This window comes from Acinetobacter sp. ANC 4470 (assembly GCF_002135335.1).
GTDB lineage: Bacteria > Pseudomonadota > Gammaproteobacteria > Pseudomonadales > Moraxellaceae > Acinetobacter.
Genome location: NZ_NEGC01000006.1, coordinates 189904 through 211005, shown reverse-complemented (window position 1 = coordinate 211005; position 21102 = coordinate 189904). Strand labels below are relative to the sequence as shown.

At 38.7% G+C, this 21102-nt stretch carries 23 protein-coding genes; 13 read left to right on the top strand and 10 right to left on the bottom strand.

What is annotated here, in order from left to right; translation table 11 throughout:
- Position 1: 1 nt before the first annotated feature.
- Genes recR through B9T25_RS10885 form a run of 3 tightly spaced genes read right to left on the bottom strand, consistent with a single transcriptional unit; the run spans position 2 to position 2170 of the window.
- Positions 2 to 598 (bottom strand): recombination mediator RecR, encoded by a 597-nt coding sequence (gene recR / locus B9T25_RS10895; protein WP_086188442.1) that lies wholly within the window; start codon positions 596 to 598, stop codon positions 2 to 4.
- Positions 599 to 610: 12 nt separating this feature from the next.
- A complete protein-coding gene (locus tag B9T25_RS10890; RefSeq protein ID WP_086188441.1) occupies positions 611 to 940 on the bottom strand; it encodes a YbaB/EbfC family nucleoid-associated protein in 330 nt (109 codons plus the stop codon).
- 42 nt (positions 941 to 982) lie between these two features.
- Positions 983 to 2170: an O-succinylhomoserine sulfhydrylase gene (locus B9T25_RS10885; protein ID WP_086188440.1), complete on the bottom strand. Its 1188-nt coding sequence runs from the start codon at positions 2168 to 2170 to the stop codon at positions 983 to 985.
- 137 nt (positions 2171 to 2307) lie between these two features.
- Here B9T25_RS10885 and B9T25_RS10880 point away from each other — a divergent pair, with 137 nt between their 5' ends.
- The 10 genes from B9T25_RS10880 (at position 2308) to B9T25_RS10835 (ending at position 10208) form a co-directional block, all read left to right on the top strand.
- On the top strand, positions 2308 to 3399 hold the full coding sequence (locus tag B9T25_RS10880) for an alpha/beta fold hydrolase (RefSeq protein WP_086188439.1): 1092 nt from the start codon (positions 2308 to 2310) through the stop codon (positions 3397 to 3399).
- Positions 3400 to 3409: 10 nt separating this feature from the next.
- Positions 3410 to 4282 (top strand): NAD(P)-dependent oxidoreductase, encoded by an 873-nt coding sequence (locus B9T25_RS10875; RefSeq protein ID WP_086188438.1) that lies wholly within the window; start codon positions 3410 to 3412, stop codon positions 4280 to 4282.
- An 81-nt stretch (positions 4283 to 4363) separates the two neighbouring features.
- A complete protein-coding gene (locus tag B9T25_RS10870; protein ID WP_086188437.1) occupies positions 4364 to 4633 on the top strand; it encodes a YARHG domain-containing protein in 270 nt (89 codons plus the stop codon).
- Between the two features lie 36 nt (positions 4634 to 4669).
- Positions 4670 to 5083, top strand: coding sequence for an HIT family protein (locus B9T25_RS10865; protein WP_086188436.1), 414 nt, complete (start codon positions 4670 to 4672; stop codon positions 5081 to 5083).
- 251 nt (positions 5084 to 5334) lie between these two features.
- Positions 5335 to 6432, top strand: a complete 1098-nt coding sequence (locus tag B9T25_RS10860; RefSeq protein WP_086188435.1) for a porin — start codon at positions 5335 to 5337, stop codon at positions 6430 to 6432.
- 410 nt (positions 6433 to 6842) lie between these two features.
- On the top strand, positions 6843 to 7034 hold the full coding sequence (cydP, locus tag B9T25_RS10855) for a cytochrome oxidase putative small subunit CydP (RefSeq protein ID WP_086188434.1): 192 nt from the start codon (positions 6843 to 6845) through the stop codon (positions 7032 to 7034).
- Positions 7034 to 8632 (top strand): cytochrome ubiquinol oxidase subunit I, encoded by a 1599-nt coding sequence (locus B9T25_RS10850; RefSeq protein WP_086188433.1) that lies wholly within the window; start codon positions 7034 to 7036, stop codon positions 8630 to 8632. Before cydP ends, B9T25_RS10850 begins: the two co-directional genes overlap by 1 nt.
- Entirely contained in the window at positions 8629 to 9774 is a 1146-nt protein-coding gene (cydB, locus tag B9T25_RS10845) for a cytochrome d ubiquinol oxidase subunit II (RefSeq protein WP_086188432.1), read from the top strand. Before B9T25_RS10850 ends, cydB begins: the two co-directional genes overlap by 4 nt.
- Before the next feature lie 32 nt (positions 9775 to 9806).
- Complete coding sequence (gene cydX / locus B9T25_RS10840) at positions 9807 to 9908, top strand: cytochrome bd-I oxidase subunit CydX (protein ID WP_004651833.1); 102 nt, start codon at positions 9807 to 9809, stop codon at positions 9906 to 9908.
- A gap of 3 nt (positions 9909 to 9911) precedes the next feature.
- Positions 9912 to 10208 (top strand): cyd operon YbgE family protein, encoded by a 297-nt coding sequence (locus B9T25_RS10835; RefSeq protein WP_086188431.1) that lies wholly within the window; start codon positions 9912 to 9914, stop codon positions 10206 to 10208.
- 56 nt (positions 10209 to 10264) lie between these two features.
- On the opposite strand, the gene rodA is transcribed toward B9T25_RS10835, so the two are convergent.
- From rodA to B9T25_RS10805, 6 genes are all read right to left on the bottom strand, one after another.
- Positions 10265 to 11401, bottom strand: a complete 1137-nt coding sequence (rodA, locus tag B9T25_RS10830) for a rod shape-determining protein RodA (protein ID WP_086188430.1) — start codon at positions 11399 to 11401, stop codon at positions 10265 to 10267.
- An 83-nt stretch (positions 11402 to 11484) separates the two neighbouring features.
- On the bottom strand, positions 11485 to 12177 hold the full coding sequence (gene ispD, locus B9T25_RS10825; RefSeq protein WP_086188429.1) for a 2-C-methyl-D-erythritol 4-phosphate cytidylyltransferase: 693 nt from the start codon (positions 12175 to 12177) through the stop codon (positions 11485 to 11487).
- Entirely contained in the window at positions 12167 to 12562 is a 396-nt protein-coding gene (gene ftsB, locus B9T25_RS10820) for a cell division protein FtsB (RefSeq protein ID WP_086188428.1), read from the bottom strand. The genes ispD and ftsB overlap by 11 nt, the downstream gene beginning before the upstream one ends.
- Before the next feature lie 17 nt (positions 12563 to 12579).
- On the bottom strand, positions 12580 to 13869 hold the full coding sequence (gene eno, locus B9T25_RS10815; protein WP_086188427.1) for a phosphopyruvate hydratase: 1290 nt from the start codon (positions 13867 to 13869) through the stop codon (positions 12580 to 12582).
- Positions 13870 to 13916: 47 nt separating this feature from the next.
- Positions 13917 to 14774, bottom strand: a complete 858-nt coding sequence (gene kdsA, locus B9T25_RS10810) for a 3-deoxy-8-phosphooctulonate synthase (RefSeq protein ID WP_004651826.1) — start codon at positions 14772 to 14774, stop codon at positions 13917 to 13919.
- 32 nt (positions 14775 to 14806) lie between these two features.
- Positions 14807 to 16444, bottom strand: a complete 1638-nt coding sequence (locus B9T25_RS10805; RefSeq protein WP_086188426.1) for a CTP synthase — start codon at positions 16442 to 16444, stop codon at positions 14807 to 14809.
- A 226-nt stretch (positions 16445 to 16670) separates the two neighbouring features.
- On the opposite strand from B9T25_RS10805, the gene B9T25_RS10800 reads away from it, so the two are divergent.
- The 3 genes from B9T25_RS10800 to B9T25_RS10785 all read left to right on the top strand — a co-directional run bounded on the left by B9T25_RS10800 (position 16671) and on the right by B9T25_RS10785 (position 18779).
- Complete coding sequence (locus B9T25_RS10800; RefSeq protein WP_086188425.1) at positions 16671 to 17105, top strand: internalin; 435 nt, start codon at positions 16671 to 16673, stop codon at positions 17103 to 17105.
- A 571-nt stretch (positions 17106 to 17676) separates the two neighbouring features.
- The gene (locus tag B9T25_RS10790; RefSeq protein WP_086188423.1) at positions 17677 to 18162 is read left to right on the top strand and encodes a CinA family protein; all 486 of its coding nucleotides are present in this window, start codon (positions 17677 to 17679) and stop codon (positions 18160 to 18162) included.
- Entirely contained in the window at positions 18156 to 18779 is a 624-nt protein-coding gene (locus B9T25_RS10785) for an aminotransferase (protein WP_086188422.1), read from the top strand. The genes B9T25_RS10790 and B9T25_RS10785 overlap by 7 nt, the downstream gene beginning before the upstream one ends.
- Before the next feature lie 37 nt (positions 18780 to 18816).
- Here the strand turns inward: B9T25_RS10785 and B9T25_RS10780 are convergent, their stop codons facing one another.
- Entirely contained in the window at positions 18817 to 20979 is a 2163-nt protein-coding gene (locus B9T25_RS10780) for a malate synthase G (protein ID WP_086188421.1), read from the bottom strand.
- Positions 20980 to 21102 lie beyond the last annotated feature (123 nt).

Sequence of the window (21102 nt, the reverse complement as noted above, 5' to 3'; positions counted from 1 at the left end):
CTTATCTCATCCGCATTCGATTATGTACTGCTTGGCTTAAAGTATGACTATCTACATATTCAAGCTCTCCCCCTTGAGGAACCCCTTGAGCAATTCGAGTCATTTGCACAGCTAAATGCTTAGTGGCTTCAACCAAGTAATGTGCTGTTGCCTGACCCTCTACTGTCGCATTGGTTGCTAAAATCACTTCTGCAACTTTACCTTCGCTGAGTCGCTGCACTAGATATGGAATGCCAATCTCTTCAGGACCAATACCATCAAGGGGTGATAAATGCCCGCCTAATACGTGATATTTACCACGAAAACTACCGCTTTGTTCAATCGCCATCACGTCAGCAGGTGATTCAACCACACATAAAATCTGATCATCACGTTCATGCGAAACACAGATATCACAGATATCATTTTCAGTCAGCGAATGACAAATGCTGCATTCATGGATATAGGTCGTTGCTTCATTTAAAGCATGTGCCAACCCTATTGCGCCTTCTCTATTTTTCATGATCAGGTGTAATGCCATACGCTGAGCCGATTTCGGCCCAACGCTTGGCAATATACGTAAAGCTTGCACCAGTTGATCAAATCGATCACTAAACACTAAACGTATTCCTTAGAATAAACCAGCAAGACCTGGCGGTAAGCCCATACCAGAGTTAGCAGCTTTCATTCTTTCTTCAGAAACCAATTCAGCTTGACGTGCAGCATCATTCATTGCAGCCGCGATTAAGTCTTCAATCATATCTGCATCATCTTGAAGAAGTTCAGGACTAATTTCGATACGTTTTACAACATTACGGCAAGTCATGGTGACTTTAACCAAACCACCGCCTGCTTCCGCATGCACTTCAGTTTGAGCAAGTTCTTCTTTTGCCTTTTTCATGTTGACTTCAACGTCTTTTTGCATACGCTGAGCTTGTTGCATTAACATATTAATGTTCATAAAAATCTCCGAACAAACAATTTCTAAATCAATATCTATAAATTAGATTAAGTCTAAACCACGACTAATATCGCGAATAATATCATCAATATCTTCTAAACCAACAGAGACGCGAATTAAACCTTCACGAATACCTGCTGCTTCTTTGGCATCGGCTGAGAGTTTACCGTGAGTTGTGGTCGCTGGGTGAGTAATTGTTGATTTTGCATCACCTAAATTACCCGTAATTGAAATAAATTGGGTGTTATCAATGACTTTCCAAGCCCCTTCACGACCACCTTTGACTTCAAATGACACTATACCGCCAAAACCGGTTTGTTGCTTTGCTGCAAGTTCGTGTCCTACGTGTGCAGGTAAGCCTGCATAGTAAACTTTTTCAACATTCGCATGCGCATCTAAAAATTCGGCAAGTTTTTGTGCACCTTCAGTGTGTGCTTTCATACGTAAACGTAAAGTTTCCAGACCTTTTAGGAACACCCAAGCATTGAATGGACTCATTGAAGGACCAGTGGTACGTACATAACCGAATACATCTTCAAGCAATTGGTGATTACCCACAACTGCACCACCCAAAGCACGACCTTGACCGTCTAAATATTTAGTTGCTGAGTAAACCACTAAATCGGCGCCAAATTTAATCGGTTGTTGCAATACTGGTGTACAGAAGCTGTTATCAATCGCCAGTAATGCACCATTGGCATGGGCAATATCGGCCAAAGCCTGAATATCTGCAATTTCAGAAAGTGGATTAGATGGAGACTCAACAAACAATAACTTAGTTTCAGGCTTGATGGCATTTTTCCATGCATTTAGGTCTGTCAAGTCAACAAAATCAACGCTTACACCAAATTTAGTAATGTATTTTTCAAACAAGGCTACAGTTGAACCAAAAACGGCGCGTGAACAAATGACATGATCACCCAATTTTAAATACGACATTGCCACAGCCATAATCGCGGCCATACCCGTACTTGTCGCGACAGCACGCTCAGCCCCTTCCAAAGCAGCTAAACGTTTTTCAAACATGGCTACAGTAGGATTGGTAAAGCGTGAATAAATATTACCTGGTTCTTGACCTGAAAATTTAGCTGCCGCCTCTGCTGCATTTTCATAAACAAAGGATGAAGTCAGGAAAATAGGTTCCCCATGTTCACCTTCAAAACTACGTGTATGACCTGTACGAATGGCTAAAGTATCTAATTGGTATTCAATGTCGTCTTGTTGGCTCATCTTTATTACCCAGTCCTGAATTGCCGTTGCGAATAATTGCCAACATTTTGAGCGTCTATGGTATTTAAGGTCAAGGTTTAATACATAAATATCGCCTACACTTCGACCAATCCACTCATAGGCGAGTACGAGCAACCATGCTTCACGTTAAAAATAAAATTACGAAACATAAAAATAAACTAAAAAACTTATCAACACGTTTGTTTGATTCAAGCTCGCTGGTTTTATCGCAAACGACGGCGTATGAAATTATTGGCGAATATAAACAAACGCGTATTCGTTATTACGCATCGCCCAATAAACAATATAAAGAACCGTTGGTCTTTGTTGCTCCACTTGCAATCAACATGGCTATTTATGACCTTTACCCTTATCGCTCATTGGTCAAACATTTCCAACATAGTGGTTTTGATGTCTATTTAGTCGAATGGGGGCAATATAACTATAAAGATCGTTTTTTAAATTTTATGTTTTTTATTGATGATGCCATTCCGCATTGTATTGAACAGATTCGCAAGCACTCAAAAAGCGAAGAAATTTCATTACATGGCTGGAGTATGGCAGGTGTATTTGTCATGTTATATAGCGCTTTGCGACAACCCAATTTTGTTAAAAATTTGATCGTACTCGGCAGCCCTGTAGATAGTTATGCCTCTGGTCGTACAGGTAAACTTTTTCAAAAAGTGAATCAACTTATTGCTAAAAATAAAACACTACAAAACAAAATTTATTCTGAAACTGTACCCAAAAGTGTGATCCATACATCCGGCTTACTCAATGCGATTGGATTTAAAATCATTGATCCAAAAGGCTGGATTCAAAGCCAAAAGCAGCTGCTATTCAATTTAGATAACACCCAAGTCTTGTATGAACATGCCACTATGGGGAATTTTCTCAACCAAATGATTGACTATCCTGGTGGCATCAATCAGGACATGATTTTTAATGTCTGGCTACAAAACCCACTGAAAAATGGCGTTATACAATTACAAAATAAGAATATCAAATTAAAAAATATACAATGCTCTTTATTGGTTGGCGCGGGTCGTAGCGATCAGATCGTATCGGCAGCGGCTGTTAAGCCTTTAATTGAATTGACAAATAGCCAAGATGTCACGTTTACTCTTATCCCCGGTGGGCATTTAGGCCTAATGTCGAGCCAATCTAGCGCAAATGAGTTCTGGCCACTAATGACCACTTGGCTAAAACAGAGATCGAGCAAAATATAAAGGATATATCATGATTCAGTCAGTTGCATTTATCGGCTTAGGTGCTATGGGTTACCGCATGGCAGCACATTTACCTCAACATTTTGATACGGTATATGTATGGAACCGTAATTTTGAAAAAGCCAAACAACATGCAACTGAATATGGCAGCCAAGCAGTAGAACTTGCGCAAGCCGTTCAAGCCGACGTTATTTTTTCCTGCTTACCGACCAGCAAAGACGTTGAAGAATTGATTGCCACAGTCAAAATTAAATCGGGTGCTATATGGGTGGATTGCACCAGTGGCGTACCTGAATCTGCCAAAAACCTAGCAACACAATTAAAATTACAAAATGTCGATTTCCTTGATGCACCTGTCAGTGGTCAAACCATTGGTGCAGAAACAGCAACTTTAACGGTCATGGTTGGCGGCGAATTGGCTGCTTTTGAAAGAGCCCTACCTGCAATGCAAGCTTTTGGCAAACTAATTAAACACGTTGGAGGCTCAGGCGCAGGATTTTCTGTTAAAGCCGTGAATAATATGCTTTTGGCCGTAAATTTGTGTTCCGTTGCAGAAGGCTTTACCGCCCTCAAAGCCCACGGTGTAAACCTTAATGAAGCCTTAGCGTGTATTAATGCTTCAAGCGGAAAAAGTGGTGTGACTGAAACAGTTTTACCGCAGCGCATTTTAAACCGTAGTTTTCCGCTGACCTTTGCCTTACCATTATTAGCCAAAGACACAGGTATTGCATTAGACTTGGTGCGTGAAGCGAAACTCTCTGCGCCTGTCATTGCTTTAACGCAAAGTTTAATTCAAGCTTCTAGTGATTTATCAGAAAAAGACAGTGACTTTTCTAGTGCTGTAAAAATGTATGAATCATGGAGTAAAATTACACTTGAGTAATAACTCGCCATTGAATAATGATAACTAAACCTAATATTGTGATGATGTGCTTTACACAATGTTAAACCTGAGGGAACTCTCATGACTAAGTTTACAGTTGCAATGTTTGCAAGCCTTGCAACCTTTATTGGGGCAAACACCTTTGCAGCAAGTGCTGAGCAAGAGTGTCAACAATTGAAAAATGATCATGATGTCATTTATGCATCTAAAGGTTTTTGCTTTAAAGACCCTGAAGCTAAGGCAAAGTTTGGCAATGAAAATTGCTACACAACGAAACCAAAATTTTCAGAAAAAGAGCAGCAACGACTTGACGCTATCAAAGATCGTCAGAAAGAATTGAACTGTAAATAATTAATTACAGCAGACAATTACTTTTAAGGATTAGACATGATTTACGATGATCAAAATATTTTTGCACGAATTATCCGTAATGAACTTCCTGCAATTAAAGTTTATGAAGACGATCAAGTCCTCGCTTTTATGGACATCATGCCACAAGCTGAAGGTCATACTCTGGTTGTTCCTAAAACACCAGCTGTAACACTGCTTGACCTACCACCAGAAGCTGCAGCTTACACCATTCAAATTGTGCAAAAAATTGCGCAAGCTATGGAAAAAGCATTGGATATCAAAGGTGTTGTCCTCATGCAACTTTCGGGTGCAGCAGCAGGTCAAACTGTACCCCATATACATTTTCACTTAATTCCAACGTCAGTACATGAATTAGGTAAACATGCTTTACACATGGGTGATCAAGAAAAAATTAAAGCCTTGGCTGAAAAAATTAAAGCTGCACTTTAATTTAAATTATCTGTAATCGAATGGAGTTTAGGCTCCATTTTTTTATAAGCTCATAATAATAAAAAATATTAAATCAAAATAAAAAAACCAAACACGTCACCAAACTGTCATTTTTTCTTCACCGCACTGTCACATCCATTACAGATACTGCTTAGCAAGTTGGTTAGCTTCTGTAACTTTTTGTACTTAAGCAAACTAAAAAAGTCAAGCAAGGCTATCGCCATTAAGAACAGTGTTTTGGAGAAATCTCAATGAAAAAATTGCTTCTCGCTGTAGCAGTTACAACCTTAAGCTTAAGCGCAGTGCAAGCAGCGCCAACTTTGTACGGTAAATTAAATGTTTCTTTAGATCAAATCGATAAAAATGGTTTTAAAGATGAAAGCGTATCAAAAGTAAACTCAAATGCTTCTCGTATTGGTATAAAAGGTGAAGAAAAACTAACTGATAAATTATCAGCAGTTTATTTAGCGGAATGGGCAATTTCTACTGATGGTTCTGGTTCTGACACTGATTTAAGTGCTCGTAACCGTTTTATTGGTCTTAAATCTGATGGTATTGCAACATTAAAATTCGGTAAATTTGATTCTTATTTTAAAACAGCTGCAGGCAATAACCAAGATATCTTCAACGATCACACTGAACTAGACATGACTTCTATTTTAGTCGGTGAAGATCGTTTAAATAATGTGATTGGTTTTGAAACTGATAAAAAATTATTAGCTGGTTTAGCATTCAACATCATGTTCCAACAAGGTGAAGAGTCTTCCGCTGCTAACAATGCAGCAAATGGTCAAGAAGACAGCCGTGATAGTTTTGGTGATGGAATTTCAACGTCGCTTACTTATGACAACAAAGATCTTGGTTTAGCGGCTGCGGTTGCAGGCAACTTCGGTGTTGCATCTAAATACAGTGCTTACAGCTTAAAAGATATTTATACTGATGCTATTCGTGTAACAGGTTCTGTAGATTTCACTAAAATGGGGGTTAATGGCTTAGTATTTGGCGCATTATGGCAAACAGCTCAACCTACAGATGATACAGTATCAATCACAAGTGGTACTCCTGCTGTCATCACTTCTTATAAAGGTTTACAAGAAGATGCGTATGGTGTAACCGCGGCTTATATCATCCCCTCTACACCAGTAAAATTAAAAGCAGAATATATTTCTACAAATACTGAATCTAATGGTCGTGCAGATCGTAAACAAGACCTTTATGGTGTAGGTGCAGACTATCAAATCAACAAACAAGCACGTTTCTATGGTGTAGTTGGTCAACAGAAACGTGACTGGTTGACTAAAGACGATAAAAAAACAGTGATAGGCTTAGGCATGGAATATAACTTCTAAGCCAATCAGAATAAAAAATCATTCAGATTGATACTTAAGTTAGGTTTAAAAAAGACTGCTTTATAGCAGTCTTTTTTATTGCTTAGATTAGCATTTGAAGTGCAAAAACAAGTTCAGTTTTCTCAACATAAACACCCTCTTTTTCAGCATTCAAAATACAATATACAACTGTTTTAGTCGGCTTTAAAACAATACTGAAGTATTTTAGTTGGTTTTACAAAAAATAATACATAGCATTTTACTCAACTTTAAAATCACAAAATATTAGTTTATTTTTTGTTTAACATATTTTACAAGCAATTGTTTTACATTGATAAAATAATATATTTTTATTTTAACTGTTTAGGCTATTTATTTTTACTGTTGTTTTGTTAATAATAGATATTATGTTTAAAAATAGGCTTATTTAAGTGAGCTTAAATCCTAAAAATCTCAATCAAAAATTAGTGCGAGAAATCACGATCATATTAATAATTAAGATCGTTCTCTTACTGACAATCAAACATATCTGGTTCGATGCTCCGACCATTCCTAAAAATTTTGACAATCAAGTTGCTAAGCATATTGCTGGCAGCCCTTCCCAAATCAAGGAGACACGTTGATGATTTCTGAAAGCGTGGTCGATCTTTCGCGGTTCCAATTTGCAATGACTGCGATGTATCATTTTTTATTTGTACCACTGACTTTAGGTTTGGCTTTTATTCTTGCCATTATGGAAACCACGTATGTGATTTCTGGTAAAGAAATTTATAAAGACATGACTAAATTTTGGGGAAAACTTTTTGGTATTAACTTTGCCTTAGGGGTCACCACGGGTTTAACCATGGAATTCCAGTTTGGTACCAACTGGGCGTATTACTCACATTATGTGGGTGATATTTTTGGTGCGCCACTTGCTATTGAAGGTCTGATGGCGTTCTTCCTAGAGTCGACTTTTATTGGGTTATTCTTTTTCGGTTGGGATCGACTTTCTAAAGTTCAGCATTTAACTGTGACTTGGCTGGTTGCTCTTGGCTCTAACCTGTCTGCACTTTGGATTTTAGTTGCAAATGCGTGGATGCAAAATCCTGTCGGTTCAACATTTAACTTTGAAACTATGCGTATGGAACTGGTGGACTTCGGTGCACTCATTTTCAACCCAGTTGCCCAAGTTAAATTTGTACATACCGTTTCTGCTGGTTATGTGACGGGTGCAATTTTTGTATTGGCTATTTCAAGTTATTATTTACTCAAAAAGCAAGACTTACCCTTTGCTCGTCGTTCATTCGCAATTGCTGCGATCTTTGGTTTGGCATCTACACTATCCGTGATTTTGCTAGGTGATGAATCAGGTTATGAATTAGGTGACGTTCAAAAAACCAAACTCGCAGCGATTGAAGCAGAATGGGACACTCACCCTGCACCTGCACCATTTACATTATTTGGTATTCCGAACCAAGAAGAAATGCGTACTGATTATGCTGTGCGTATTCCTTACGTCATGGGGATCATCGCGACACGTTCTCTAGATAAAGAAGTGACTGGGCTTAAAGACCTCATGGTTCAACATGAAGTTCGTATTCGTAACGGTATGGTGGCATACAGCGAGTTGGAAAAACTTCGTGCGGGTGATCGCTCTCCTGAATTGATGGCATCCTTCACTAAAAACCAAAAAGATTTAGGCTATGGCTTACTTCTTAAAAAATATACCCCTAATGTTGTAGATGCATCTGAAGCACACATTAAAGCAGCAACGAAAGATACTATTCCAAATGTAACAGCACTGTTCTTTTCATTCCGTGCCATGGTTGCATCAGGCTTCTTGATGCTACTTCTGTTCATCCTTGCAACCTATGCAGTGGCTAAACGCAACGCAGAAAATAAACCTTGGCTACTTAAATTTGCCTTGTTTGCTCTGCCATTACCTTGGATTGCAGCGCAAACAGGTTGGTATGTTGCGGAAGGCGGTCGTCAACCTTGGTCTATTGGTGAAATACTGCCAACACACTTATCCGCTTCGAGCTTAAGTACGGGTGATGTTTGGGGTTCAATCATTGCACTTGCAGCGTTCTATACGGTACTTCTGATTATTGAGATGTATTTGATGATCAAATTCTCGCGTTTAGGGCCAAGTTCGCTACATACGGGTAAATATCATTTCGAAAAATTAGCAGCAAAAAATAATGCCAATCACGCTAACATTGAGGAGCCTCAATCATGATTGAATATGAACTTCTCAAAATCATCTGGTGGGTCTTGGTTGGTGTATTACTGATTGGTTTTGCACTCACAGATGGTTTTGATATGGGCTCAATGGCACTCATGCCATTTGTAGGCAAAACAGATGATGAACGTCGTGCTGCAATCAATACAATTGCACCACACTGGGAAGGCAACCAAGTTTGGTTCGTGACCGCTGGTGGAGCACTATTTGCTGCTTGGCCAATGGTCTATGCCACCGCCTTTTCGGGCATGTACTGGGCACTATTACTGGTCTTATTTGCATTGTTTTTAAGACCTGTAGGTTTCGACTACCGCTCTAAACTTCAAAATACACAATGGCGTACCTCTTGGGATTGGGGTTTAGCGATTGGCGGTGCAGTTCCCGCATTAGTGTTTGGGGTCGCATTTGGCAACATGTTCCTGGGTGTACCTTTTACTTTAGATGAAACTGTACGATCAACCTACACAGGAAGCTTCTTTGCCCTACTCAATCCATTCGCTTTAGTGTGTGGCTTAGTCAGCTTATCTATGCTGTGTGCACATGGTGGTGCATGGCTAATGCTGCGTACCGATGGTGTTTTACGTCAACGCTCTGCAAAAGCAACTCAAATTATGGGCATCGTGTACTTGGTTTGCTTCTTAGGTGCAGGTGCATGGTTATACTTTGGCGGTATTGAAGGTTATACCTTGGTGCAACCTTTTGATACCAATGGTGTAGCCAACCCATTAGCGAAAGAAGTACTTACCACTGGTAACCACGGCTGGATGAATAACTATTCAACTTATCCAACCACCATAATTGCTCCAATTGCTGCAATTTTGGGTGGATTACTGATTGTCTTTGCTGCAGCTAAAAACAAAGCGGGACTCAGCTTTACCGGCTCTACTTTAGCGGTCACAGGTTCCATTTTAACGGCTGGTTTTGCACTGTTCCCATTCCTTATGCCGTCAAGTATCAACCCAACAGTCAGCTTGACCATGTGGGATGCTGTTTCTAGTAAAAATACGCTTACCGTCATGACCGTTGTCGCTGGTATTTTTGTTCCAATCATTATCGGTTACACCACTTGGTGCTACTATAAGATGTGGGGTGTCATTACCAACAAACACATTCAAGATAACTCACACAGCCTTTATTAAGGTTGTGTCTACAAGAAATAAGGAGAATAGTTATGTGGTATTTCGCTTGGATTCTTGGCATCTTGATGGCGTGTTTTGCTGGTGTACTCAGTGCTCTTTACATTGAACACAATCAAGATTTAGATGAGGAATAGAAAATGACTGAAGTGGCAATGACAACAACAGAAAAAAAGCCGAATAGATTTGCAATGGTCATCTCATTTTTGTTGGCATTGCCTCTTGCTGCCATTTTACTCATCCACCCTGCTGCAATGCTGGATGCCAATGGCGAATACAGCCATCGTGCCATGATGTTTATTATGATTGGTATTTCAGGTGGTTTTATTCACGGTGTCGGTTTTATTCCAAGGTTTTGGTTATGGAAATGGTTATTTAGCCCTTTCATTGCATGGCCACTCATGCTTTGGGGCTACTACACTTGGCTCTTCGCTTAAAATCAAAAAGCCCTTAGTTAATATTAAGGGCTTTTTTTAACACAATTATTGCTTAATTAACGGTGACTATGAATCGACATCACAATTCCCATACTGGCAAGCATGGAAATCACAGCGGTTCCACCATAACTCATCAATGGTAATGGATCACCCGTCACAGGAAGAATACCACTCACCATGCCTGAACTTAGAAATACAAAAAAGAAGAAAGTCAGTCCAATCGCACCCGCAAATAAACGCCCAAAGTTATGAAAGCTATTCATCCCAATCATTAAACAACGAATAATAATGGCAGCAAATAAACTGATTAACAGAAACACCCCAATAAAACCAAATTCTTCAGCATAAGTCGACATAATAAAATCGGTATGATGTTCAGGCAAATAACCTAAATGGGATTGCGTTCCCTCAAGATACCCCTTACCTGTTAAGCCACCAGAGCCAATTGCAATTTTGGATTGAATAATATTCCAACCTGCCCCCAAAGCATCCGATTCAGGGTCAAATAAAGTCACAACTCGTTTTTTCTGATATTCCTGCAATACAAACATCCAAAGTGCAGGTGCCGCAACTGCAAATGCTGAAAGTGCACCTACAATCAACTTCCAAGACATACCACTCAAAAACAAGACAAAAATGCCCGGAATGATCAGACCAATATTTAAGTCTGGCTGCAATGCTACAAGTACAAAAGGAATGATCATCAGCACTAAAGCGATCATAATATCTAAAAATTTGGGTGGAAATGGACGACGCGAAAAATACCATGCCATCATCAAAGGCATTGCAAATTTCATAAATTCACTGGGTTGCATACTGCCAATTCCAGGTAGACTGATCCACCTTTTTGCCCCCATACGAGTTTCACCAATGACAAGTACCAGCACCAGCATAATAACGGCAAATATATAAAAATAAGGACTAACCGCTTGATAGACTTTTGGGGGGATTTGCGCGCAAATAAACATGGCGATAAAACCAACGCCAAAACTAATCGCTTGACGAAGCACCATTTGTGAATCTTGAGCTGATGCACTGTAAATAACCATCAAACCCAATGCGGCATTCAGAACTAAAAAGCATAATAACCAAGGGTCTAAATGCCATTTTTTCCATTTAGATGAATCATTTTTAATGCTTCTACCATCACGTAAAGAGTGACGTAAAAAACGATACTGCGGTGATGGTATCATTTGAAATATTTGAATGTGTAGATGAGATGGCAAAGTATAAATTTAAAGCCCTAGAGATAATACATCTGAAGCCATTTTTTATTTTATTTTTGTGAAGCTAAAATTAATTTGGCCAGTTCTAAATCATCAGCATAAGTAATTTTAATATTATCTGATCGTCCCTGTACCACTTTCACAGGTTCACCTATATGCTCTAAAGCACTGGCTTCATCCGTAATTGTAATACCATCCTGCAATGCTTTCTCAATAGCATACTTCAATATGCCTAACTTTGAAATTTGTGGAGTCTGTGCTTGCCATAAATGATCGCGATTCACGGTCGTATCAACACTATCGTGCTGTGCAACAAATTTTAAAGTATCGCGCACTGGAATGGCTAAAATTGCACTACAATTCTCTTGAATAGCCGTGTGAACTAAACGATTCAAACAATCTTGAGTAACGCACGGGCGGGCAGCATCATGTACAAAAACAAAATCATCAGGCGAAGCCATTTGACTTAAATAAGTCAATGCGTTCAACACAGAATGGACACGCTCTGTCCCCCCCACACAAAAATGAGCTTTGTCTAACTGAACAAAGTTTAATGTTTTAGCAACCGAGTCGCCTTCACTTATTGCCAACACATAACCCAATATAGGCAATTGATTCAAGCGACTCACCGTATGTTCCAATACAGTCTGACCTTGAATCGTTTGATACTGTTTAAGTTCAGTTTTAGAAAAACGACTTCCTGAACCCGCAGCAGGAATAATCGCCCAAATTTTATGGTGCATTTACAGGCACTTCTTCTTCGCCATCTTCATTGGTTCTTAAATCTATTTTCGCATTTGGGTCAATATAAATCGGCTTATACTGCGTCCCAATCATGCTCATTTGTACAAAAGTTTCATTCGGCTTAACCAAACCTAGATCTAAACGTGCATGTTCTTCAATCGCTTCAATGCCATTTTTTAAATCATAAACTTCAGCAGCGAGAACACGATTACGCTCTTTTAATTCCGTATTTATTTCTGTTTGTTGTTGAATTTTTTGGGCTAATTTCTGATGGTCATGATAACCACCTTCACCAAACCAGAACAAGTACTGAAACCCTGCGATCAAAATGATCGCAAGGCCCAATAATACTTTACTCACAAGAGAGTTAAATATACTTAACATAAATAGCATTCAGTCGCTTAGTTCAAACCTTTGAATTCAGCTTTACCGCGATATGCTGCATGAGTCAACTCTTCAATACGAAGTAATTGGTTATATTTTGCAACACGGTCAGAACGGCATAGTGAACCAGTCTTGATTTGACCAGCAGCAGTACCGACTGCAAGATCCGCAATGGTAGAATCTTCTGTTTCGCCTGAACGGTGTGAAATCACAGTAGAGTAGCCATTTGCTTTCGCAAGATAGATCGCATCTAAAGTTTCAGTCAATGTACCAATTTGGTTGTATTTGATTAAGATAGAGTTACCTACTTTCTCATTAATACCACGTTGAAGGATTTTCGGGTTTGTAACGAACAAGTCATCACCAACCAACTGGATTTTGTCGCCAAGGATAGACGTCAAGTAAGACCAACCTTCCCAATCTGACTCATCCAAACCATCTTCAATTGAGATAATTGGATATTGGTTTACAAGACCAGCTAAATAGTCAGAGAACTGATTGCTTGTGAATGCTTTATTACCTTCACCTGCAAGAATGTATTGACCATTTTTGTAGAATTCTGAAGATGCACAGTCAAGCGCAAGCATAATGTCAGAACCTGCTTGGTAACCCGTTTGACCAATAGCTTCAAGAATAACAGTGATCGCTTCTTCATTTGAACGTAAGTTCGGTGCGAAACCACCTTCATCACCTACAGCAGTATTTAAACCTTTTTTGTTTAAAACTGATTTTAGAGAATGGAAGATTTCAGCACCCGCACGTAATGCTTCCGAGAAAGATGTAAAACCTACCGGCTCAATCATAAACTCCTGAATATCAACATTATTATCTGCATGTGAACCACCATTGATGATGTTCATCATCGGTACAGGCATCGTCAAAATAGTTTGACCACGTAAGTCTGCGATATATTGGAACAAAGGAATTTTCTTTTCATCGGCTGCAGCACGTGCAGCAGCTAAAGAAACGGCTAAAGTTGCGTTTGCACCTAATTTTTCTTTATTTTCAGTACCATCAAGATCAATCATCTTTTGGTCGATTTCTTTTTGCTCAAATACAGAAGTACCGATTAAAAGATCAAGAATCAACGTATTTACGTTGTTTACTGCAGTGCGAACACCTTTACCTAAATAACGTGATTTATCACCATCACGAAGTTCTAAAGCTTCACGAGAACCAGTTGAAGCACCAGATGGTGCACATGCACGGCCAACTACGCCAGATGCTAAGATAACGTCTGCTTCGATGGTTGGGTTACCACGAGAGTCCAAAATTTCACGTGCACGAATGTCAACGATTTGACTCATGAACAATTCCTCAGTTGATTGAATAACTAGATGCTCTTATTAGAGCATCAATGAGTATCTAACTTTTTGAATCCTTTAACCAAGGTATCCAATTCTTTTAATTGCGCCAAGAACGGTTCAAGCTGTGACATACGAAGTGCACATGGGCCGTCACATTTTGCATGTTCTGGATCTGGATGCGCCTCTAGGAACAAACCTGCCAAACCTGTCGCCATACCTGCGCGTGCAAGTGTCGTGATTTGCGCACGACGACCGCCTGCTGAGTCAGCACGCCCACCTGGCGTTTGCAACGCATGGGTCACATCAAAAAACACAGGGACATTCATTTCTTTCATGTGGTCAAAGCCAAGCATGTCTACAACTAAATTGTTATAGCCAAATGCTGAACCACGTTCACATAAAATGAGCTTGTCATTTCCGGCTTCTAAACACTTGTTTAAAATATGACGCATTTCATGCGGTGCTAGAAATTGTGCTTTTTTGATATTAATGATGGCATCAGTTTTTGCCATTGCTTCAACAAGGTCAGTCTGACGACTCAAAAAAGCAGGAAGCTGAATAATATCAGCAACTTCAGCCACAGGCGCAGCTTGGTAAGGCTCATGTACATCAGTAATGATAGGTACATTGAAGTGTTTTTTAATGTCCGCTAACCACTCAAGACCTTTTTCCAGACCTGGGCCACGGAAAGAGTTCAAGCTGGAGCGATTGGCTTTATCGAAGCTTGCTTTAAAAACATAGGGAATATCTAAACGTGTACAGATATCCACATAAGTTTCAGCAATTTCAAAAGCAAGATCTTTAGATTCAAGTACGTTCATGCCGCCGAATAATACAAATGGCAAGTGGTTTGCCATTTGTATATCGCCTAAACGTACAATTTCTTGTGGTTTTAATTGTGACATTTAAACTTCCCTAGTTTATTCCCAGACCGTTATTACTTGGTTTTTTGATACTGTTTTTTAGCAGCGTCAATAAAGCTAGCAAATAATGGATGTCCATCACGTGGTGAACTTGTAAATTCTGGGTGGAATTGTACAGCAATAAACCAAGGATGTTGAGGAATTTCAACAGTTTCTACTAAATGTTGTACTGGTGAATAACCTGAAATTTTCATTCCGGCTTCTTCAAGCGCTGGAATAAAACGGTTGTTCATTTCGTAACGATGGCGATGACGTTCAATAATTTCCGCACGACCATACACTTCACGAGTTTTAGTGCCTTCAACCAATTCTGATTTTTGAGCACCTAAACGCATTGTTCCGCCAAGATCCGATTCAACACTACGTTGCTGAACTTCACCACGTTCATCTAACCACTCTGTGATTAAACCAATCAGTGGAGACTTGGTTGAACGATTGAATTCTGTAGACGATGCGTCAGTGATACCAGCCACGTTACGTGCATACTCGATCACAGCCAGTTGCATACCTAAACAAATTCCCAAGAATGGTACTTTGTTTTCACGAGCATACTGAATTGCTTTCATTTTGCCTTCAGTACCACGTTCACCAAAACCACCTGGAACAAGGATTGCATCAGCATCTTTTAATACGTCGCTTACATCTTGGCTTTCTAATTCTTCAGCATTGACATAGTCAATTTGAATTTTAACGCGGTTTTTAATACCCGCATGTAGAAGTGCTTCGTTTACAGATTTATATGCATCTGGAAGTTCAACATATTTACCCACCATTGCAACACGTACTGTGTATTCTGGATTAAGTAAAGCATCTACCACATTATCCCAATCTGTTAAATCAGCTTCAGGAAGGTCATAACCAAAACGTTCACAAATCAAATCATCCACATTTTGTTCATAGAACGTACGTGGGATTTGATAAATAGAACGCGCATCTTTACATACCACAACTGCGCGTGCTTGGACGTTGGTAAATAATGCAATTTTACGAATCGTGTCTGCATCGACATCATATTCAGTACGGCAAATCAAAATATCTGGCTGAATACCAATTGACAATAACTCTTTTACAGAGTGTTGCGTTGGTTTGGTTTTAAGCTCAGCAGCCGATTTGATATACGGAAGTAAAGTCAAATGCATAAGCATGGTGCGATTATGACCCAGCTCAACCATTAATTGACGTACAGATTCCATGAATGGGAGAGATTCAATGTCACCTACTGTACCGCCAATTTCTACAATTGCAACGTCATAACCTTCACCTGCACGAAGAACACGTTCTTTAATATTATCCGTAATATGTGGAATAACTTGAACTGTACCACCAAGATAATCACCACGACGTTCTTTATTTAAAACGTCTTGGTATACACGGCCAGAAGTAAAGTTATTCAATTTGGTCATTTTCGCACGACGTAAGAAACGTTCGTAATAACCCAAATCTAGGTCAGTTTCAGCACCATCCTCTGTGACAAAAACTTCACCATGCTGGAATGGGCTCATTGTCCCTGGATCGACATTAATGTATGGATCCATTTTGACCATGGTTACTTTTAAACCACGGGCTTCTAAAAGTGCAGCAACTGAAGCAGCTGAAATACCTTTACCTAGTGATGAAACTACACCACCAGTCACGAAAATAAAATGGGTCATTGGGTTTCTCGTACAATCGAGCCTAAATCGGCCTACAATGTTGCGCAATTTTACTTTACTCTGTACCAATAAAGCAAAGTCAATCCGCATCAATTCATAGAACAATAAACAATTGGTTATTCTATCAGCATTTCCGATAAAAAATTAGAGGGGTTGAAGATGATTTCTATATTCATATTTGCTGTTATAATGCTGATATCTTATTAATGCTTTATTTTGTGCAATTATGAATAAAAAACTTTTAATTTGTGGCGCTATCGCAGCAGTCTTATTATTAACAGCGTGTGTAAAAAAAGATGCACCGAAAGAAGATGAATCAGAACAAGCTGCAACGACTCAGCAAACTGAGCAAGTGATCGAACCCGTACAAGTAGAGCCTTTAACTCCAGTTGAAAGCACTCAAGTAGAAACTCCTACGCATGTAGAAGTTGAACGCCACGAAACAGCAAATACAACGACTGAAATTCGTCGTGAAGTGAGTAAACCTCAAACAGCTGAAATAAAACCGACCGAAAGCAAGCCTACTGCAAAAGCTGAAGCGCCGAAAGCAGAGGACAAACCGACTCAAGCCACTCAGCAAAAGCCGAGTAATACGTCTCAGTCAGAAGATGATGCTGTTGCTGCTGCCATTGCTGCTGCGACTCCTGCACTTGAAAACTAAGTTCATTTTTGAAATGCAAAAACCCAGTGATTGCACTGGGTTTTTATTTAATACTGGATCTATATTTCATAAGAACGGATCATGATTAAGTTTTTTAAATGAACCCAAGTTCATTCACAAATAAATACAACCAAAAGCACATCGCCATTTATAAGACAAAATATAAATTTACCTAACTATCAAAAACTTAAAGACCACACCGACTCATTAAGCAGGATTAATAAAATAAAAATACACAACAATAACGGCCAAAATAAATATTGATAGCAATAAATACGTATTTACGCTATTAAAACTTTTAATAAATTTTATAATTTCCATATCTCAACCAAAACCTATTTTTATGCATGCCATTTTATTATTATATAATTACATATATTAAATTAAAACAGATTCAGTTAATTTTTTTTATTTTGAAATCAATTCTACTCAGCATGTTTAAAAATGAAATACTTATCTACAAACATATTGTGAGCCAACGCATGCTAAACATTAGCAATATCATTACAAAACAATCAAGTGATCGCTTTTACGTTACTATGTATACACTTTTCACTCCTGTTGCTTATAAATGATAAAAAAATGTTGTGATTTGTTAGAGATCAATCATTTAAAGATTGCCTTTATTGAAAGTGCAAGCTCAGGCTATCTTTCAAGCCAATTTTCAATTTATAAAAATAGCGGTGCAGAGATCTTACTCGGTGGTTTAGTGAGTTATGACCCTTCCATAAAAACCAATATTCTCAAAATTGAACCAGCTTTCATTGAAAAATATACAGCCGAATCCGCTGAAGTGACTGAAGCAATGGCTATGTATGGAAAAAACCTATTTACCCAAGCGGATATTATTGTGGCTTGTACTGGATTACTCAAATCAGGTGGCAGTGCAACAGAAATAAAACCCGAAGGCACATTTTTTATCTCAATTTTATATTTAAATAAGACTTATAATTTTCATTACTTTATTGATGGAACGCCATCAGAAAAACTTGCTATTTTAAGCCAATATATTGCAAAAGAAATCATAGAAATTATTGAGGAAATCGAACCATGTTGAAACTCAAAACCATTGTCTTCAGTTTAATACTTCTGCCCTGCACCAGTTTTGCAACTGTTGGTGGGCCGCAAAATATAGAAGTATTAGGTTATGATCATCAAGACCAAAAAGTTTACCTACTTAAACATTATGAAGATGGCCGTGGTCGTCTACCACAACTCTATTATTATCAATTTAAGAATAACCAACATCCTGAAAAGCTCATTCAAGTCAATTCACTCTACATCAATCCCAAAACCCAGAAAATTGATTATGATCAAGACAGCCGTTTATTTAATCAAGAAATCATTAAAATTAAAAAACGACTTCAACCACTTGTAATCATTCCTAAAAAAACAATCAAAGTTCAAGTCATAAATAAAACCACATCGAAAGAAAAGTCGTGGTATGACCCCAATAAATTTATACCTAAATATAAGTATACATATCAGTTAACAAACAAAAATTTAAAAAGCCAAATACATCAAGCGATCGATTACCGTCAAGGGTTGAGTATATCTCAAGCGTATAAAATCCCCAATCAACAGAAAATCATCGCTACTGTAAAATATTTAGGTCTTCCTTTTGAAACGGGTTACAGCATAGAAGATCCTGTTTTATTGACCCCTAAAAAATAAAGCCTCCGAAGAGGCTTTATTTATTTACAGTGGAAACTTAGCCCCCTGTATAACCTTTTAATTTTAAACGTGCAGCGTGCAACAATGGTTCTGTATAACCAGAAGGTTGTACACCACCTTTAAAGATCAAATCAGACGCAGCTTGGAATGCAATACCATCAAAACTTGGACCCATAGCAGTATATTCTGGATCATTTGCATTTTGCTGATCTACAATAGCAGCCATACGTTTCATCACTTCTTCAACTTGCGCACGTGTCACGATACCATGACGTAACCAGTTGGCAACGTGTTGAGATGAAATACGTAAAGTTGCGCGATCTTCCATCAAACCTACGTTGTTAATGTCTAAAACTTTAGAACAACCTACACCCAAATCAACCCAACGAACCACATAACCCAAGATACCTTGACAGTTATTTTCAAGTTCTTTGGTTTTTTCGTCTTCAGACCAATTTGTGTCTTTCGCTAAAGGTGGAGTTAACAAATCATCTAAAGGCAATGCTTCAGTCGCCAATAATTCTTTTTGACGATTTGCAACATTAATTTGGTGATAATGAATCGCGTGAATTACCGCACCTGCTGGTGAAGGAACCCATGCACAACTTGCACCAGCGTCTGGATGTTCAGTTTTAGTTTTGTACATATCAAGCAACATATCTGGTTTAGGCCACATACCTTTACCAATTTGCGCTTTACCACGTAAACCTGCTTTCAAACCAACCATGACGTTGCGGTTTTCATATGCAGGGAACCAGATTTGTCCTTTCACTTCGCCTTTACGAACGAATGGACCTGCTTCCATGAATGTATGAATTTCATCGCCAGTACGATCCATGAAACCTGTATTAATGAAGATGGTACGATCTTTCGCTTGAGCAATACAATTTTTCAAGTTTACAGAGGTACGACGCTCTTCATCCATGATACCTATTTTAAGCGTTTTCGCTGGTAAACCTAGTAATTGTTCTGAACGTTCAAACAATTCAACTGCAAAAGCAACTTCTTCAGGACCATGCATTTTTGGCTTAACGATATACATAGAACCTTTACGCGAGTTCTTGATTTCGTTTTCACCTTTAATGTCTGCAAAAGACAATAATGGTGTAACCAATGCATCCATGATGCCTTCATAAATTTCCGCGCCATCCACAAGGATGGCTGGATTTGTCATCAAGTGACCCACATTACGAAGAAGCATCAATGAACGACCATGAATAATGGTTTCACCGCCAATTAAGTTTTTATGGGTACGGTCTTTATTCAAACTACGAGTAACCGTTTTACCATTTTTCTCGATCGATTCTTCTAAAGTACCTTTCATTAGGCCTAACCAGTTACGGTAGCCTTCAACTTTTTCTTCAGCATCAACAGCTGCAATTGAGTCTTCTAAATCCTGAATAGTCGTTACAGCAGCTTCAAGCACTAAATCTTTGACGCCTGCCGCATCTGTTTTACCAATCGGGCTAGTCGCATCAATTTCAATAATGACATGCAAGCCATTATTCTTGAATACGATTTCTGTAGGTGCAATAGCTTCACCGTTATAACCTACAAATTGCGCTTCATGTGCTAGCGTTGTTTTAGTACCATCTTTCAAGCTCACAATAAGTTTATTGTGATCTACAGCATATTGCGTTGCATCAGCATGTGAACCTGCTGCAAGTGGGAAATTTTCATTTAAGAAGTTTTTCGCGAATGCGACAACTTTTTCACCGCGTACTGGGTTATAGCCTTTACCTTTTTCCGCACCACCTTCTTCAGAGATGACATCAAAACCATAAAGCGCATCATATAAAGAACCCCAACGCGCATTTGCTGCATTTAAGCAGTAACGTGCATTACGTACAGGCACCACAAGTTGTGGACCAGCCAATAATGCGATTTCTTCGTCGACATTTTCTGTGCTGATCTGGAAATCTTCTACTTCTGGTAATAAGTAGCCAATTTCTATAAGGAAAGCTTTGTAAGCTTCTAATTCAAATTTATTGTTGCGGTGCCATTCATCAATTTTAGCCTGAATATCATCACGCTTAGCAAGAAGCGCTTTATTCTTAGGACTAAGATCAACAACGACTTGCTCGAAGTTTTTCCAGTATGTTTCGCTATCTAAACCAGAACCTGGTAATGCTTCATTTTCGATGAAATCGTAAAGTTCTTTAGCAATCGCTAACTTGCCTTTTTGAATACGTGCAGTCATTGTCTTTCCTGATATTGCTACTTTTTATAACAAGAGATTCTAGTATACCGATTTAAATCTAGCTGAATAGTACTATCACAATCCTAAATAGTGATCATTTTTTATAAAACAAATATGTCCATT